The organism is Kordiimonas aquimaris, assembly GCF_025574485.1.
Taxonomy (GTDB): Bacteria; Pseudomonadota; Alphaproteobacteria; order Sphingomonadales; family Kordiimonadaceae; genus Kordiimonas; species Kordiimonas aquimaris.
Genome location: NZ_JAOBPO010000001.1, coordinates 1,167,547 through 1,183,569 on the forward strand (window position 1 = coordinate 1,167,547; position 16,023 = coordinate 1,183,569).

A 16,023-nucleotide genomic window follows, 5' to 3' on the forward strand; every position below is an offset into this window, starting at 1 on the left:
ATTAGCTCCCGATATCGAGCGGTGAGATGTATGGACTCCTTTCCTTTTACAAAGCTGACGTGGGTAATAAATCGTCCAATGTCTCGTTTTGCCACATGCTGACTAAACACATATCTTAAAACCTTAAAACCTTCCTCTGTGTATCCCAGCATCTATCGTGACCTCTTGTCTTCAGGCTCTCGAGGGATAATGGTGCAAGCTGTGTCCCTTCAATGATTGCTTTCTGTATATCCGGTGCGAGTAGGGCCATCTTGATGTGCTTGTGCACATAAGCTTCGTTTAGATTGTTAAAACGAGCAACATCCTTGATTGTTCGTGCATCACCGCTGCGCACCATCTCAACCCAACCATGTGCTTGTACGAGCATCTTGATCAGTGGTAGGTCTTTTCGCGTAAAGTCGGATGCGATCACCAGCTTGTCTTCTGAATGTTTCTTCTTCAGATTTACCTTGATACCAACCTCATGAATGGCACTGTTAGCTTCTGTTAGGCCGATAATATTTAGCAGTTGGCCTCTGTCATAACGGACAGATAATCCATCAGTTGTCACTGTAACCTTTTGAATGATGGATGAGATAAAGTTGGCGGTGTTGCCGTCTATCATTTGTGCGCTCATGTCTTTTGCCTTGGTTAAATACTTCGATAGATCAGAAGTGCTGATGCTGGAGCCGGCCTCAATCGTCCATGCTTTTATGGATTGCGGGTCCATTAATAGGCCCGCAAGCCAGTTGGACACTATGCCCTCTATTTTAGGTGCACTGATGCGGTGGATGCTGCCTGCAGTTTGTGGGCGATCCTGCAATATGGCTTGATTGACATAATAGCGGTAACGCCTGCCTTTCTTGTTAGCGTGACTGGGTGTAAAGCCGTTACCGTTCTCGTCAAACAACAGACCTGATAGTGGGCTTTGAACTTGCCGCCTTTTCTTGCGGGTTACTGTCTGCTTGTTAAGTTGGTCCTGCACTTGTTGCCATAACTTCTGATCAATGATGGCTTCATGCTGGCCTTCATGTAGCTGATCGCCGTGCCTGATATGCCCGATGTAAATCGGGTTTTTGAGGAGTTTGTACAAGCTGCCGCGGCTGATGGTGTTGCCGCCTATATGATTGCCTTTTTTTGTTAACCACCGTTTGGATCGGATGCCGCGCTGTTCCAGTTCGGCCTTCAGTGCTCTTACACACCCGAGCTCCAGATATAGATTGAAGATGCAGCGTACCTGTTCAGCTTCCCGATTGATGATCTTGAGACTGCGGCCGTTAGGTTCATACCCTAATGGTGGCACACCGCCCATCCACATTCCCTTCTTCTTGGAGGCTGCAATCTTGTCTCGAATGCGCTCCGCTGTGACCTCACGTTCATACTGGGCAAAGGACAGCAACACGTTCAGTGTTAGCCGCCCCATAGAGGAGGTAGTGTTGAACTGCTGGGTCACAGAGACGAAAGAGACGCCGTGCTTGTCGAAGACATCAACCAGCTTTGCAAAGTCGGCGAGGGAACGAGTGAGCCGGTCCACTTTATAGACCACCACTATCTGTATATGACCGGCTTCAATGTCAGCTATTAACTGCTTGAGGGCAGGACGTTCAAGGTTGCCGCCAGACTTGCCGCCGTCCTCGTAGCGTGTAGGTGAAAGCTTCCATCCTTCGAACCGCTGCGAACCGATAAAGGCTGCGCAGGCCTCATGTTGTGCGTCCAAGCTGTTGAACTCTTGCTCAAGGCCTTCTTCCGATGACTTGCGGCAATAAACGGCGCAAGTTTTGATCTCTACTTTACTGCTGCCATCCATCAGCGTGCCCTCTTGAGACCAAAGAAGGCTGGGCCAGACCAGCGGGTGCCGGTGATCAACCGCGCCACTTCACTGAGACTGCGATAGAGGGTGCCGCTGTATTCAACACCGTTCAATCGTTGTACCACCGTATAGCGTTTGCCCTTCCAGTCGCGCACATACTGTGTGCCTGGTGCATAGATGGGTGTGTCTTCCAGCCTGTAGTTAGGATTGGCATCAAAACATCTCGCCAGATGTTTGATCTGCCGCATGGTTGTGCGATCAAGTCCGCCTTGCTGTGCTGCTTGCAGGTCCCAGGCGAGGATGTTGCGGGTTAGCTTGCATGGTGGGCCGTCAAGTGTGTCATGGCCGTATATGCTGTGCCACAGTGTTTTAGCGGCTTTATTCTTGAGCTTGTCCAACTCAGACAGGTTTAGTTTATTGATATCCGGTTCCATCAGTGTCACCTCCTCATATGGTTCGGCGACACTGACGCTCCGTTTGCTTCGACAGTCCAGTCCTAATTTTGGTCAGTTGCGGATACCTCTGTGTCTTTACTTCCGTGTACCTTCCAGAGAACTTCCATAAAGGGTTTTGGTGGCTCCATAGGGTCACCGGCGTTATAGAGATCTATATACTCTTCCATCGTCATTTTTGGTGGTGCTATGAGTACGCCGTGCCCCTTATCGGCATCATCAGTTGCTATGTCATAAGTTTCAACTAGGCGCTGGTGTTCTTTGAGCGCCTTACCGCCTTTCTCAATCGCGAGATACTGTAACCGCAGCAACAGAGCTTCAAGGACAGTCACGCGGCAGCGCTCCCCGTCAATGGTGACATAATGATGTTTTGACGCAATATCCCGCACGATGGTCTTCCGGTTCTTTGAGCCTTTGGGGCGGCCTCCAGCGTTTCGTACTTCACCGGGTTTAATCTGGCCAGATTTAGGTGGATGTTTATAAGTCACTTTCGCTTCCTTGCAATATGTCGGAATTATAGATGAAAGGATCATCTGGCGGCGGTTGATTGGGGCCACCAAGGGCTTCTGGCGGGAGGACTTCGCCGGTCTTCTCATAGTGATCGCGGAGCAACCGATAGTCCTCCAGGATGGGGTGTGACCGCAGGCGTGCAACACCAGTTTTGATCTCTGGTTGTAAGGCTTGTAGCAGGCCGTGTTTCTCGAATGTTCGAATGGCATCGACAATGTCTGCGAGCTTGCCTGAGCCGAGGGCACGGTTCACTTGTGCCTGAAGCCCGGCTTCGAAGGCTGACACTTTGCGCTTTTTGCCTTTCTCACTGACGGTAAACTCTTTGTTCAGAAGGCTGACGACATCTACCTCATCAGCTTTCTTGTCCTTGGGGCGGCCCTTGGGGTTTCCGGACTGCCCCTTTTTGAACCGATGTTGCTTAGGTGGTTTGCCGCGGCCCACGTCATAGGGTTTGCCAGTCATTGCAGAGTCTCCGATATGCATGGGAAGTCATAGTGAGTGAGCTCTTTGGTGCTGTCACCGGGGAAGTATTCAGATATCTGCCAGTTCTGGCCGACCTCAGTAGGGACGATAACGCAGTAAATGGGCCCGCTTCGGGTAGAGCTGATGGATGGAGATTCCTCAAGTTTCAGAAGTGGATGAGCAGAGAGGTTATTGAGCATATTGCGCAATTGATCCTGGTAACTAGCGGAAGCCGGGCAGCGTGAGCCGCCCGGTATCTGAAGCATGATTTTACGCGACATTGGAAAGCCTCCAACTGCACTCGCTGATCGCGGCATGATCGTCAAAACTCATGCCAGTGGCGGTATTGACTGCTGATTTGCCGGTCATGGCCTGCCAGCGGCGGATGGTGACGTCGCAGTAAACAGGATCAATCTCGATAAGCCGGGCACAACGACCAGTCTGCTCAGCCGCGAGCAACGTACTGCCTGAGCCACCAAAGGGATCAAGAACGATATGACCTTGATGCGAGCAATCTTTTAAGGCATCGGCGATCAAGGCTGTTGGCTTAACGGTTGGGTGAAGAGCCAGATCATCCCGGTGTTCTGAGTTGATACTGTTTACACCGGCATAGTCCCACACATTGGTACGGTTGCGTCCATGCTTGCCAAGCTGGACATTGTTGATGTGTCCCGCTTTGCCGTTCTTGTAGGCGAAGATAAGCTCATGTTTTGACCTATATAAGCTACCCATTCCCGAGTTTGTCTTATTCCAGACAATCATATTGAGCAGTTGACTGTAGGTGGCGCCTGCAGCCCCAAGGATCTCGTTCAAGTGACGCCAATCCATACAGATGTAGTGCACACTACCATCAGTGCTATAGGCAATCATATTTTGGAATATGAGCTTTAAGAAGGTGGTGAATTCCTCTTCGCTCATCTCACCGGCTGCACAGGCGAACTCGCGGTGTTTGATGGCACCTTTGCCGCAAACAAAATTATTTACTGGGACGTTGTATGGAGGGTCGGCGAAGACAATATGAGCCTTGTCGCCTTGTAGCGGTTTCTCAAAACTGCCGCTATTACGGGCGTCGCCGCAGTAGAGGAAATGCTTGCCAAGCTGCCACATTCCGCCGGGTTCCGTGACCGCAAAATCATCGTTGCGCTCAACCAGGTCAGGTTCTGTTGGGCCTTTCTTTTTGTCACCGTCCATCAGGATTTCGAATTCGGGTTGCTCAAAACCAATAGCCTCAACTTTGACGTCGGGGATTTCGAGCATAATTTCTGAAAGCTCTACCCGAAGTACGTCGAGGTCCCACTTGCCGCCCTCAGCAAGCTTGTTATCAGCAATGCGATAAGCACGTGTCTGTGCAGGAGACAGGTGCTCTACCCGAATGATGGGGATTTTGGTGAGACCTAGCTGTTTCGCTGCCAACCAGCGTGCGTGTCCGGCTACTATCTGGCCGTCCTTGTCGACCACGATTGGGATTACAAAGCCGAAACCATCGATTGATTTGGCCAGCATATCGATCTTGTTCTTAGGCTGTTTTCTTAAGCCTTTCTTGTAAGGGTTTAGGTTTTTGGGTTCTATGTACTCAATATGGCTATTTAGCTGCGTCATAACGCTTCCTCTTTTACAATTTAAACATGACTGTCTCCTTTCCTCTCCAGATGGAGAGTTATCCATATAGACATACGTCCTCTGTGCTGGCAGGTTCACTGTGAGCAACAGGCAAAGCTGTAGCGCTGAGATAAACCGACAGGTTCTTTCTCACAAAGAGATGAAGTCTGAACTAATCAGCCTTCTTGCGTATTAAATGGAATACTCACGACCCCATGGCCGCGACCAGCTTATAGATCAGACCAGTTTCCCCATGGTCTTTGCCTGATCATCGTGACGATTGCGAATGCACTCCATGGTGAATCTTTAATCGCCCTAAGCCCTTACAATATGATTGTGATTGTTACATGTGTCAAAGCTGGAAACACAAGATATGCTAAAAAATAACTTTATTTCGGATAGTAGCCCCATACTAATCTTGGACTTCACCTTCAACGGCTCCTTGGGCATCATTTACGATACATAGAATTTTACTTCCCGTGCTCACCGAGTTAATGTGACCAGGCAGCTGTCATGTGGACAGCTGTGGGGCTTCAAAACTCCAACAAAAGCACCCAGTCCTCTATGGACCGGGTGGCGCAAAATGTCCAAGGCCGCTCGGATCCGTCTGAGTAGCCCAAAATAGCGCGCACGCATGCTTTTGTCGTGTTTTGAACACCCGGTTCGCCAGGTCGCCCCTCAATTAGCATTAGTGAGGGGCGTTTATGTCTCAGGCGTTACAAGTTTTCATCTCAATACTCATTTGTATCCAGTTCACTTCCAAGGTTGGGTTGAGCTGATGGGATACATCAAAGATAGTTTAAGCGGTTCGGAAGAAATCACTTTCAAGACCAGGTTTCATTGGCTTTATTCTCTGGCTATGTGGTTGTCGCTTATGGTGCTGGGGCCATTGTTGATTGGCGTAGTCATTTTCCTGCGTATGTTCATTCGTAAGCTTACAACGGAACTTGGTGTGACAAGCCAGCGTGTGGTGTTCAAAACGGGTTGGATTGCGCGGAAGACAGAGGAAATATCACTCACCAATATTGAAGAGATGAACCTGGAGCAGAGTATATTCGGGCGGCTGCTTGGATACGGACAACTCCGTATACGCGGTACGGGTGGTAGTTATATACTAACCCACTCGATTGATGACCCTATGGAGTTCAGGCAAGCAGTAGGGGAAGCGAGGAGTAAGGTGGGTAGATAATTTAACTCACATTACATAAGCACGAATGCACCTTTGTAAGGTTGGTCTCGACTCTTGATGAGTAGCTAGAATAATATAGCAGAATGTAACTGAAAAAAACAAGATGATGAGTAAAGGATAGTATCCTACAATAGTTGCTTGTTGAGGCGGCCTCAAAAACAACGCCTACAATACTAGAGTAAAGCAGCTTAACATTAATTTAAAGAGAAGATAAGCTTCTCAAGTGACCGAATTATCAGTACAGATTTAGCTTAAAATATAATGAAAACAATGAAGCACAAGGGGACGAGAGTGATTAGGGTTCTTTTTATGGGGAGAAAGCGAGTGGCCGCAGATTGCTTAGCGTGGCTGCTTCAAATCCCGCAGGTTAGAGTCGTTGGAGTCATAACAGATAACCATTTAGAAAATTCTGTTACCGCCAATGTCGCGCGATCTCTTGAAATTCCGCTTTATTCGTATGAATCGGCGTATGAGGCTATTAATAACCATTCGTTAAGTTATGATTTGGGTCTTTCTATGCTTTATTGGCGGTACTTAAAAGGGTCATATTTAAATCACCCTGCTCTAGGTACTATTAATTTTCACCCTGCTCCTTTGCCTCAGTATAAGGGCGTAGGGGGGTATAATTTGGCAATATTAAATGATGAATCTGAATGGTCTGTCACGTCTCATTTTGTTGATGAAAAGATTGATACCGGGCAGATTATTGGCGCTATCAGCTTTCCTGTAGATAAATGTAATGAAACTGCATTGTCTCTTGAGCAAAAGTCTCAAAAGGCATTGCGACGCTTATTTGAAGATACCTTGAAAGTTGTTCTAGAGGATCCAGATAACATCCAAACAAGGCCTAACGAAGGAGGCACTTATCTATCAAGGCAGCAATTAGAAGCTCTTAAAGAGATAGATGTAGACGCTAATGATTTAGATAGGAAAGTGCGAGCTTTTTGGTTTCCTCCTTATCATGGAGCATATGTTAAGATTGCAGGAAAAAAGTACACATTAGTTAACGATGATATTCTGGAAACTCTTGCTGACCCCACTTCTAGCTCATTGTTTACTAAAGTAGTAAATTTCGTGGATAAATAACTGTGAACACAACAATGTCCTCTTGGCCTTGCTACTCGGAAGAAGAAGCTGAGTTAGTCAAAAAAGTATTATTGTCGAATAAAGTCAATTATTGGACGGGTAATATTGGGAGAAAATTTGAGCAAGAGTTTGCGAAGTGGACGCAAACTAATTATGCGGTAGCCTTAGCAAATGGCACAGTTGCGCTGGAAGTAGCGTTGAAGGCATTGGAAATTGGCCCAGGTGATGAGGTTATTGTGCCGCCTCGCACTTTTTTTGCGACAGTAAGTGCAGTGGTGATGACGGGCGCAAAACCTGTTTTTGCGGATATAGATGCTATTTCTCAAAATATTTCTCCGAAATCTATTGAAACCCGTCTCACATCTAATACTAAAGCTGTTGTATGTGTGCATCTTGCTGGATGGCCTTGTGATATGGACGCCATTAAAGCTATCTGTCAACCGACTGGAGTGAGAATTATTGAAGATTGCGCTCAAGCGCATGGCGCAAAATACAAGAATCAACCTGTTGGTGGATTGGGTGATATAGCGGCTTGGTCATTCTGCCAGGATAAAATCATGACGACAGCTGGAGAAGGCGGAATGGTTACAACCAATGATGAAAAACTTTATAAAGCCATGTGGGAGTACAAAGACCATGGAAAATCTTATGATAAGGTCAGTGCGAAGGCACTAGACGCCGGTTTTCGTTGGCTACATGACAGTTTTGGTAGTAATTATCGAATGACCGAAATTCAGGCTGTCGTAGGTTTGTATCAACTCAAACAGGTTAACTCTTGGGTCGAAAGGCGACGCATGATTGCCGCAGCATATGCTCAGGTTATTGATAGGTATGATTTTATTGACTACGGACAGCCTCCTAATTCTAGTTATCACTCGCATTATCGGTTTTATGCTCGTTGGAAGCATCAGTTTATAACTAGGGATGATTTTGTCTCCCGCTGCGTAGAGATCGAATTGCCAGCTTTTCAGGGCTCCTGTCCTGAAGTATACCTTGAAAAAGCCTGTGAAGCACAATCTTTTGGCCCTAGCTCGCGGCTACCAGTCGCTCGTTTAATTGGAGAAGAAAGTGTGATGTTGCTTACGCACCCAAGTCTAACGGATGATGAGGTGAAAAGCCTCAGTTCACGGCTGGATAGTGTATTGGCTGAAATTGAAAGTAATTCATGAAAAATGTGCTTATTATTGGCGCTTCAACAGGAGGTCGGCTTGTTGCTGACACATTGTTGAAACAAAGCGACTGGTATCAATTGGTTGGCTTTTTGGATGCTGCAGAGAGCAAACATGGAGAGTTTATCGCCGGCGCACAAGTTCTTGGTGGGCAGGGCATGCTCGCTGAAGTCATTGCAGAGTCTGCTGTTGACGAGGTGATTGTCGCAATCTCTGATATCGACAAAAAAGCTCTGTATTTTCTAGTAGATGAGACCAATAAATTGGGTGTCGAACTTCGTATTATTCCAAATGTTATGGAGATTGCTGCCAATACCAACCTGTTTAATCAAGTTCGAGAAGTTAATGCTGCAGATTTATTGGGGCGAGCGGCTGCAAAAATAGACGAAACCATTGCTGCATCTATGATCTTCAATAAGGTGGTTATGGTGACTGGCGCTTCGGGTTCAATCGGCAGCGAAGTAATCCGTCAGATAGCTAAATTCAAACCGCTGAAAATTGTTGCAGTGGATATCAATGAGAATGAGCTATATTTTCTAGAATTGGCCGCTAGTCGGCACTTTCCACATGTTATTTTTAAGCCTTACATATGTGATATTCGGGATCAAGAAAGCTTGCGAGCCGCTTTTGATGAGAAGCCAGATATAGTGTTCCACGCGGCAGCCCACAAGCATGTACCTCTTATGGAACGAGCGCCTATAGAGGCAATTAAGAATAATGTGATTGGTACACTGAATGTTCTTCATCTTGCGAAGGATTTTAAGGTTGGTAGATTCATACTTGTCTCCACTGACAAGGCGGTTAATCCTGAGAGTGTTATGGGGGCTACCAAACGTCTCGCGGAAATGCTTACTTACACGTTTGGTGTCGAGAGTGTGACCAAATTTATGATTGTCAGGTTTGGTAATGTTCTAGGCAGTAATGGCAGTGTAATTCCCATCTTTCAAACACTGATTCGAGAAGGCCACAACCTAACTATAACCGATCCTGATGCCACTAGATACTTTATGACTATACCAGAAGCCGCTCTTTTAGTGATTGAAGCTGCTTCAAGAGGGGAAAATCGTGATATGTTTGTTTTGGAGATGGGTGCTCCAATCAAAATTATGGATATAGCCAAACGGCTTATTCTATTGTCAGGTGTCCACGATGTCAAAATTGAAATATCAGGCTTGCGACCCGGGGAAAAGCTGCATGAACAGCTGTTCTACGATGAAAGTGGTGTGATGCGTGTGGAATCCACCAAACTATTGCTAGTGCCTAGCAGTGATATGGAGGTGGTTGACCTGAAACGCATAGAGCGTGAGTTGAAACGAGGCGATTATCGTTCAGACCCTTTGGAATATTTAAAAAGCTATGTTTCCTGTTACAAGCCAAGGAAAGATTGATGAAAACAGCCTTGGTAAGCTTTCTCTATCCTAAAGCAAGGCCGTACTGGCCGGATGCATTTCAATCTATCACCCAACAAACCGATAAGGCTTTTGATATGATTGTTGTAAATGATGGCTATGGTACCGTTGATCCAACGGGTATTAAACTTATCATTGATAATGACCTATCTTTATCACCTATTCTGCTACGTCAGCATGTGTTTAATTTGTTGATGGATAGCGGCTATGATTTATTGATTTCGCTCGACCCTGATGACACGATGTCTGTTGATCGAGTAGAGAAGACAAAAAAAGCGTACAAAGGATACCCCGAGGCTGCTTTTTATTACTCTTCGCTGAATTACATGGCGGAGCCTGGCAAAGCATTTTTTGATCTACCTGTTCGCTTGGATGATGTGGGAGAGATATTCTACCGCAATTATGTAGGTTTGTCTCACATGAGTTTGAATTTGAAATTTTTGAGGCAGTATGCTGATCCGTTTAGTTTTCCGGACAAAATCATTGCATTGGACTGGTATTTGGCTGTATCCATGCTTCTAGAAGGGTTTTATGGTCGAAAGACTTTTGGAACTACCTACTATCGAATATATGGAGACAATCTAGCTGGAGAGACATCTAAGGTTTCATTCGACAAATCAGTGCACATACTTAAAGTTAAAATTGCTCATTATGAGGCTATTGAAGGTCTGATAGAAGATCAAAGATTTAAAGATGCATGTGCGTCTGAACTCACTAGATTAAAGGCGCTAATGAATGGTCCACACTCTTTGCTGAAGGACCATTTTTACGGCATGAAAGCAGATACCACTAATTACTGGTGGGCGGGGTATTAGACCCTCATTTAAAGAGGTGAAACCATGTTCGACTTCGATACAATCGCTAACAAACGAAAAACATACGTGATTGCTGAGATCGGCGCTAATCATAATGGCAATATGAAACTAGCTCGAGAATTGATTCTATCTGCTAAAAACTGTGGCGCAGATGCTGTTAAGTTTCAGTCTTGGAGTAAGACTTCTCTTTTCAGTCAGCACGAGTATGACCAAAACACAGTGTATACTGATAGCAAAAAGAAGCATTTTGGTTCATTGGAAGAGATGGTGGAGAAATATTGCCTTACAAGCGAACAGCACTATGAACTGAAGGCTTATTGTGATGAGATCGGTGTTGACTTCTGTTCATCTCCTTTCTCAAATGAAGAAGTTGATTTGCTGGAGCATGTGGGAGTACCTTTTTATAAAATAGCGTCGTGTGACATTAACAATTGGTCGCTTTTACGATATGTGGCCAGCAAGAAAAAGCCTATTATTGTATCTACAGGAATGTCCGATTTAGCCGAGGTTTCCGATGCTGTGCGCATATTGGAGGAAGCAGGAGCTCATCAGATTATTTTGTTGCATTGTATTGCTATATATCCACCGAAAAATGAGGATATTCATCTCAATAATATTCCAATGCTGGCGCAAAGTTTTAACTACCCTGTAGGATTTTCAGACCATTCGATCGGGTCAGTAGTGCCATTGGCAGCTATGGCTGTGGGGGCTGTCGTAATAGAGAAACACTTTACTCTCGATAAGGGCATGGAGGGGTGGGATCATGAGATTTCAGCTGACCCTGCGGAATTGAAAGAAATTTGTGCCGGCGCGAACATTATCCATACAGTAATGGGTGGTACAGCCCGTGTTGTTACGGACGCAGAAATTGAGAAGCGCAAAAAATTCCGACGCAGTATCGTATCCAAACGCCCACTTAAAGCTGGCCACGTTCTGACCGAAGATGATATGGATTATAAGCGACCGGGTACTCATATTTCCCCCAATTTGGCTGAGTTCTTGGTCGGCAGAACTTTGAAAAACGATTTGGGCTATGATCAGTTAGTTTGCTGGTCTGATTTGGTTTGAAGGCAAGAACAGGTGAGACCAATTGCAATCATTCCAGCTCGAGGGAAGTCTAAACGAATACCGAAAAAGAACATTACAGAATTTCGAGGTAAGCCATTGATTGCTTGGACTATAGAAGCAGCAATTGAATATGGAAATTTTGCCCATATCGTAGTGTCGACGGACTGCCCTGAAATTGCTGAGGTTGCTAAAGCGTATGGTGCGTCTGTTCCGTTTTTGCGAAGAAAGTATGCTGACGATCACAGCTCTAGCAGTGATGCTACCAATTGGACTGTAGAACGTTTGATTGAGGTTTTGTCGATTGAACCTGATTTGGTTGTTCAGTTAATGGCCAACATTCCGCTAAGGGGGGCTCAGGCTATTGCTGATTTTGTTACTGAATTTGAAGTCGATCCATCAAGAAGTATGATTAGTTGTTTCCAACCAAAATTTGGGCCAGTACATTGGGCTTTAGAGCGCGATGATGAAGGTGATGGGCATTTTCTTTTAGGGCAGTTTATTGGAGAACGATCACAAGATCTGCCTCCGGCTTTTTTCCCTTCAGGAGCTATATGGGGAGCAACATGGTCGTATCTCAAGGAACACAAGAGTTTTTATGGCCCTCGGTTTCGATTACATGAACTGAGCTGGTTAGAAGCGTTGGATATTGATACACCCGATGAGCTGGAAATTTGTAGACGGTTGGCAGGCCAGCAAGAGTGCTAAGAACAGTTATAGGTCGATATATTCTATACGGCATTTTGGGAATTGAGGCCTTATTGTTACCTTATTTCTTATCCGCGAAAGTTTATGGTGAAATTGAATATTATAAATTTACGGGTTTTTTTCTGCAGTTCGCGCTTTTTGGCGCAGGTACAGGCTACATAACCTTATTTCTAAATAAAAAGGCTGAATCAGACCAACTAATTACGCGTCACTTTATGACGGGAGCATTTGTGCATATTATGCTGCTCAGTTTGCTGCTGTTTGTGTTGGATTACCTATTTCTGGCCGTGATAGGAGCTATGACAGCATTCGCTTTGGTGATTGAGTCATTACTGAAAGTGCGGAAGCGCTATCTGTTAGCTATGTCCTACAAGCCAATCCTTTCAATAGCAGTAGTGGCTAGTTTACCTTGGATGCTGAACTCCGATTTGGAGGCAGATACTATTGTATCCGTTGCTTTTCTGATTGCAACGCTAGCCTATGCAAGTGTGGCTTACTTGAGCCTCGATCGTCCCAATCTAGCATTTTTTTTTCGTTTTTCGTCTTTGCGAAAAATTTCAATTAGTGCATACCTTGAAAATGTAAGAGCTGGCATTTTGATCAATGTTTCCACTGCTATGATTTTTCTGTTTTTTTTCATAGACCGTACTATGATTCGAAACCACTTTAACAACTCTTTGGCAGATTATTCGCTATCATTTTCAATAGCTCAACTAACAATGGTGGCCATTACAACATTTTCTTACGTTAATATTGTCGAGTATGGTTCGAACTCCGATAATCACAAAAGATTAAAGCAATCTATTAAGCTGTCTCTAGTGCGTGTTCTGTGGTTGTATGCTGTAATTGGTTTTGTCACTCTGGTATTTTCTTATTATGCCGAACGCATTTATGGCTATGAACGTGTTTTCGAAACTACTATTATTATGGTGTCGATTCTTGGTTTAGCCAATGTGCTAAACTCGATTAGTGCTGCACATCTATATCTAGGGGGCTACAAACCCTTGACGCTGCTCATGGCCGTTTTTTTCAGTATATCTGTGTTCCTAAATACTCTGATACCCTTCGAAAACGATTGGGCTTATTATATACTACTAATTAAAACGTATGGCTTGTATTTAGGGTTTTCAGTGATATCAGCGTTGCTAGTTTGGCTTAGGTTGCTTCGTACAAACGTTAGTCCATCGGAAGGAAGGCTGTAGCAGTATGAATACACTCGTTTATATCAGGCGACACAAGGGTTTTAATGCGTCTGTCCTTGCCTTTGCCAAAGATTGTTTAGGTGCTACTAGTGTAACTACCGTGTCCGAATATTTCAATGGTACCGATAGAATCGATATGAATGCCTCAGCGTGGGATTATGATGCGGACATACAAGCTTATGTGGATGAAAATTTCTACTTACCAAATTTGATTTTTCGTGACAGGGTTTTGCGCAACACACCTTTCAAGGAATGTTTGCTTCTGATCCGGCGAGCCACCGGGAATATTTTGAGTATATTGAAAGGCAGCAGTTTCGATGCTTTAGTGACCTATCCGATTGATAATTATATTATGGATATACTGATTCAGGTGGCGAAGAAAAAGGGTATTCCCTGTTACGGAGTGAGTAGTTTTTTCTATGCTGGTTATAAACGTATAACAGTTTATGGCGAACATAATCGTTACAGAGTTCCAGATGAAGCCGAGGTCGATGCAGTATTGCACGGGCTACAACATAACTTCCGATCTCATATGGCACCCAGTAGAAATAAAGCTCTTAAAGCCGCTTTCGTACGTTATGTGAAAAATAAAGGGCGGTATCCGATATTTTATCTGTTTGCCGCTAAACTTTTGGGACGTCGCGAGTATGATTTCTTAGCTACACCATATAATACAACTGTGCGTCGATTGGCTAATTTCTTTGTTGAGCGGCACTTTGTTGGGTTAGAGAAGATTAATTTTAGTAAGTCTACCATTTTTGTGCCTATGCATTATTTTCCCGAAGCGACAATTGAGTATTGGTGTGGGGATCCTACAAAAGTGGAATTTGAGGATATGCTTCGCTGCAAGATTGATGAGTTATCAAAACGCTACGACCAAATTATACTGAAAGAGCACCCCGCAACAATGTTTGATAACCCTAGTTCCTTTTATAAGGAATTGATTAGCAATCCTAAAGTGGTGCTTGTTGATCCATTTATTTCTACTAGTTTACTATTGGAGTACGTAGATGTTGTTGGTTGTTGGACGGGTACATCTGGTATTGAGGCTTTAGTAAATGGGAAGAGTGTTGAACTGTTTGTAAAGGAGCAATATTACATGCAAGCTTTGCAGCACCATCCTCATATTGTTGAGCATTCGGGAGAAGCCATTAAAGTAAACGATGCCAAACTCTTCATAGCAGAAATTTTGCGAGGGAGCATAGTCGTTGAATAAATATAGCAGGCAGCGAATGTACCATCTGCCATCTCTGCTACTAGTCTTATCATGGTCAGCGGTTCTTGCGGTAAGAAACTTTCCGCTATTAGAATTTTTGGATATTAGCTTTGAAGGCGCAAGTTATTTATTCCTTTTCTTTCTAACATGTTTAATTGGGTCTTTTTTGGGATCAACTCTTGAAGCAAAATCAGTCAGATTTGTATATCCGAGGTATGCCTCACGTAGCGTTGAGTCTAAAGCTAATTGGCTGATAGTATTTACGCTCATATCCTGTATTTTACTTCTGTATAAGTACATAATCCTTGGAGGTGGTTTGGGATTGTCAATCTCAGATATAGTTGATTTGAGACTGGAGAGAGGGCGCAATATATATGAAGAGAAAGGCCAATTATTATCTGGTGTCATCGGGATGGTCACTTCTGGTTTTTTTGTAATTTGTTACCTTTATAAAGAGTATTTTTTTAGCCAGCTTAGTAAGAGAAAAAGAAACCATCTGAATTTGGCTGTTATATCAGGTATGCTCACATCTTTTTTATCTGGCGGTCGATTTGCATCAGCTATTGCTCTGACAATAATTATTTTGATAAAATATATAAACTCAAGATATGGTTTGCTTACGAGAGCTAATGACAGTAACATCGCTAGTGCTAAAAAAACAAAAAATAAATACTATGTTGTTTTTTCTAGAGTGTTAGTTTTATTGTCAGTCGTATATGTGTTTTCCGCTATATTCATATATAAGGCCATTGGCACGTCGGGGAATATAGGACTTTTGCTCTTTGTATTGACGGAGAATCTGCAAGGAGCTTTCGCACCTGTTTCTCATATCGAGTTTTTGGCGGAAAATGAGATTTTTACTCCAATTTATTTTGTACTAGCTCTCATGCAGTATTATATTGGCCATGGTTTGTATCAATTCGATAATTTGATTAATAGTCAGTACCCTTTAAACGCTCCTTACCTTTTCCAATATCAATTTTATTTGCAATTTTTAGCATTAAATAAGTTGGGCTTATCCTTTATGCCTATACAAGAAATATTAGATGAGCTGCCTATTTCAGGAGTGTATTTGGGGCTGTCTGGGGCATTTTTTCTCGACTTTGGGCCAGTAGGTGCATTTATTGTGGCATTCGTAACTTTTACTTTGGGCTCAAAGTATTGGGTAAGGTATGTACAGAGAAATCACTTTTTTGATTTGTATATAAGCATACTATTTTTGACTCTTATTATTTTTTCTCCAATAGTTGGCTTAATTGGTACTGGAGTTTTTCCTTCACTTTTATCCTTGTTGCCACTTGTTCCACTTTTTACGCCGCGACGTATTAAGCAAACTATGTCGCGAGATTAAA

The 16,023-nt window shown here is 44.0% G+C and carries 15 protein-coding genes; 10 read left to right on the top strand and 5 right to left on the bottom strand.

The window, feature by feature from the left end; all coding sequences use genetic code 11:
• Positions 1-115: 115 nt before the first annotated feature.
• The 5 genes from OEU88_RS05485 to OEU88_RS05505 form a co-directional block, all read right to left on the bottom strand.
• Positions 116-1,786 carry a recombinase family protein gene (locus OEU88_RS05485; protein ID WP_262694110.1) on the bottom strand — a complete coding sequence of 557 codons (1,671 nt, stop codon included), beginning with the start codon at positions 1,784-1,786 and terminating at the stop codon, positions 116-118.
• Positions 1,786-2,223 (bottom strand): DUF2924 domain-containing protein, encoded by a 438-nt coding sequence (locus OEU88_RS05490; RefSeq protein ID WP_262694111.1) that lies wholly within the window; start codon positions 2,221-2,223, stop codon positions 1,786-1,788. The genes OEU88_RS05485 and OEU88_RS05490 overlap by 1 nt, the downstream gene beginning before the upstream one ends.
• A 62-nt stretch (positions 2,224-2,285) precedes the next feature.
• Positions 2,286-2,729 carry a DUF5681 domain-containing protein gene (locus OEU88_RS05495; protein ID WP_262694112.1) on the bottom strand — a complete coding sequence of 148 codons (444 nt, stop codon included), beginning with the start codon at positions 2,727-2,729 and terminating at the stop codon, positions 2,286-2,288.
• Positions 2,719-3,213, bottom strand: a complete 495-nt coding sequence (locus tag OEU88_RS05500) for a DUF5681 domain-containing protein (RefSeq protein ID WP_262694113.1) — start codon at positions 3,211-3,213, stop codon at positions 2,719-2,721. The genes OEU88_RS05495 and OEU88_RS05500 overlap by 11 nt, the downstream gene beginning before the upstream one ends.
• A 270-nt stretch (positions 3,214-3,483) precedes the next feature.
• Complete coding sequence (locus OEU88_RS05505) at positions 3,484-4,812, bottom strand: site-specific DNA-methyltransferase (protein WP_262694114.1); 1,329 nt, start codon at positions 4,810-4,812, stop codon at positions 3,484-3,486.
• A gap of 778 nt (positions 4,813-5,590) precedes the next feature.
• Here OEU88_RS05505 and OEU88_RS05510 point away from each other — a divergent pair.
• The 10 genes from OEU88_RS05510 (at position 5,591) to OEU88_RS05555 (ending at position 16,022) form a co-directional block, all read left to right on the top strand.
• Positions 5,591-6,001 carry a PH domain-containing protein gene (locus OEU88_RS05510; RefSeq protein ID WP_262694115.1) on the top strand — a complete coding sequence of 137 codons (411 nt, stop codon included), beginning with the start codon at positions 5,591-5,593 and terminating at the stop codon, positions 5,999-6,001.
• 291 nt (positions 6,002-6,292) lie between these two features.
• Entirely contained in the window at positions 6,293-7,087 is a 795-nt protein-coding gene (locus OEU88_RS05515) for a formyltransferase family protein (protein ID WP_262694116.1), read from the top strand.
• A 2-nt stretch (positions 7,088-7,089) separates the two neighbouring features.
• On the top strand, positions 7,090-8,256 hold the full coding sequence (locus tag OEU88_RS05520; RefSeq protein ID WP_262694117.1) for a DegT/DnrJ/EryC1/StrS family aminotransferase: 1,167 nt from the start codon (positions 7,090-7,092) through the stop codon (positions 8,254-8,256).
• Positions 8,253-9,644 (top strand): nucleoside-diphosphate sugar epimerase/dehydratase, encoded by a 1,392-nt coding sequence (locus tag OEU88_RS05525; protein ID WP_262694118.1) that lies wholly within the window; start codon positions 8,253-8,255, stop codon positions 9,642-9,644. Before OEU88_RS05520 ends, OEU88_RS05525 begins: the two co-directional genes overlap by 4 nt.
• Positions 9,644-10,480 carry a glycosyltransferase family protein gene (locus OEU88_RS05530; protein ID WP_262694119.1) on the top strand — a complete coding sequence of 279 codons (837 nt, stop codon included), beginning with the start codon at positions 9,644-9,646 and terminating at the stop codon, positions 10,478-10,480. Before OEU88_RS05525 ends, OEU88_RS05530 begins: the two co-directional genes overlap by 1 nt.
• Positions 10,481-10,504: 24 nt before the next feature.
• Positions 10,505-11,548: an N-acetylneuraminate synthase family protein gene (locus OEU88_RS05535; protein ID WP_262694120.1), complete on the top strand. Its 1,044-nt coding sequence runs from the start codon at positions 10,505-10,507 to the stop codon at positions 11,546-11,548.
• Positions 11,549-11,560: 12 nt separating this feature from the next.
• On the top strand, positions 11,561-12,253 hold the full coding sequence (locus OEU88_RS05540; RefSeq protein WP_262694121.1) for an acylneuraminate cytidylyltransferase family protein: 693 nt from the start codon (positions 11,561-11,563) through the stop codon (positions 12,251-12,253).
• Entirely contained in the window at positions 12,247-13,455 is a 1,209-nt protein-coding gene (locus OEU88_RS05545; RefSeq protein ID WP_262694122.1) for a hypothetical protein, read from the top strand. The genes OEU88_RS05540 and OEU88_RS05545 overlap by 7 nt, the downstream gene beginning before the upstream one ends.
• A 4-nt stretch (positions 13,456-13,459) precedes the next feature.
• A complete protein-coding gene (locus tag OEU88_RS05550; protein WP_262694124.1) occupies positions 13,460-14,671 on the top strand; it encodes a capsular polysaccharide export protein, LipB/KpsS family in 1,212 nt (403 codons plus the stop codon).
• A gap of 316 nt (positions 14,672-14,987) precedes the next feature.
• Positions 14,988-16,022 (top strand): hypothetical protein, encoded by a 1,035-nt coding sequence (locus OEU88_RS05555; RefSeq protein ID WP_262694125.1) that lies wholly within the window; start codon positions 14,988-14,990, stop codon positions 16,020-16,022.
• The last annotated feature ends 1 nt before the right edge of the window (position 16,023 follow it).

What these genes read in the sequence shown, in the direction of transcription:
- OEU88_RS05535 (WP_262694120.1), top strand. Translation starts at nt 10,505, where the DNA reads ATGTTCGACTTCGATACAATCGCTAACAAACGAAAAACATACGTGATT.
- OEU88_RS05485 (WP_262694110.1), bottom strand. Translation starts at nt 1,786, where the DNA reads ATGGATGGCAGCAGTAAAGTAGAGATCAAAACTTGCGCCGTTTATTGC.
- OEU88_RS05525 (WP_262694118.1), top strand. Translation starts at nt 8,253, where the DNA reads ATGAAAAATGTGCTTATTATTGGCGCTTCAACAGGAGGTCGGCTTGTT.
- OEU88_RS05490 (WP_262694111.1), bottom strand. Translation starts at nt 2,223, where the DNA reads ATGGAACCGGATATCAATAAACTAAACCTGTCTGAGTTGGACAAGCTC.
- OEU88_RS05510 (WP_262694115.1), top strand. Translation starts at nt 5,591, where the DNA reads ATGGGATACATCAAAGATAGTTTAAGCGGTTCGGAAGAAATCACTTTC.
- OEU88_RS05500 (WP_262694113.1), bottom strand. Translation starts at nt 3,213, where the DNA reads ATGACTGGCAAACCCTATGACGTGGGCCGCGGCAAACCACCTAAGCAA.
- OEU88_RS05530 (WP_262694119.1), top strand. Translation starts at nt 9,644, where the DNA reads ATGAAAACAGCCTTGGTAAGCTTTCTCTATCCTAAAGCAAGGCCGTAC.
- OEU88_RS05505 (WP_262694114.1), bottom strand. Translation starts at nt 4,812, where the DNA reads ATGACGCAGCTAAATAGCCATATTGAGTACATAGAACCCAAAAACCTA.
- OEU88_RS05550 (WP_262694124.1), top strand. Translation starts at nt 13,460, where the DNA reads ATGAATACACTCGTTTATATCAGGCGACACAAGGGTTTTAATGCGTCT.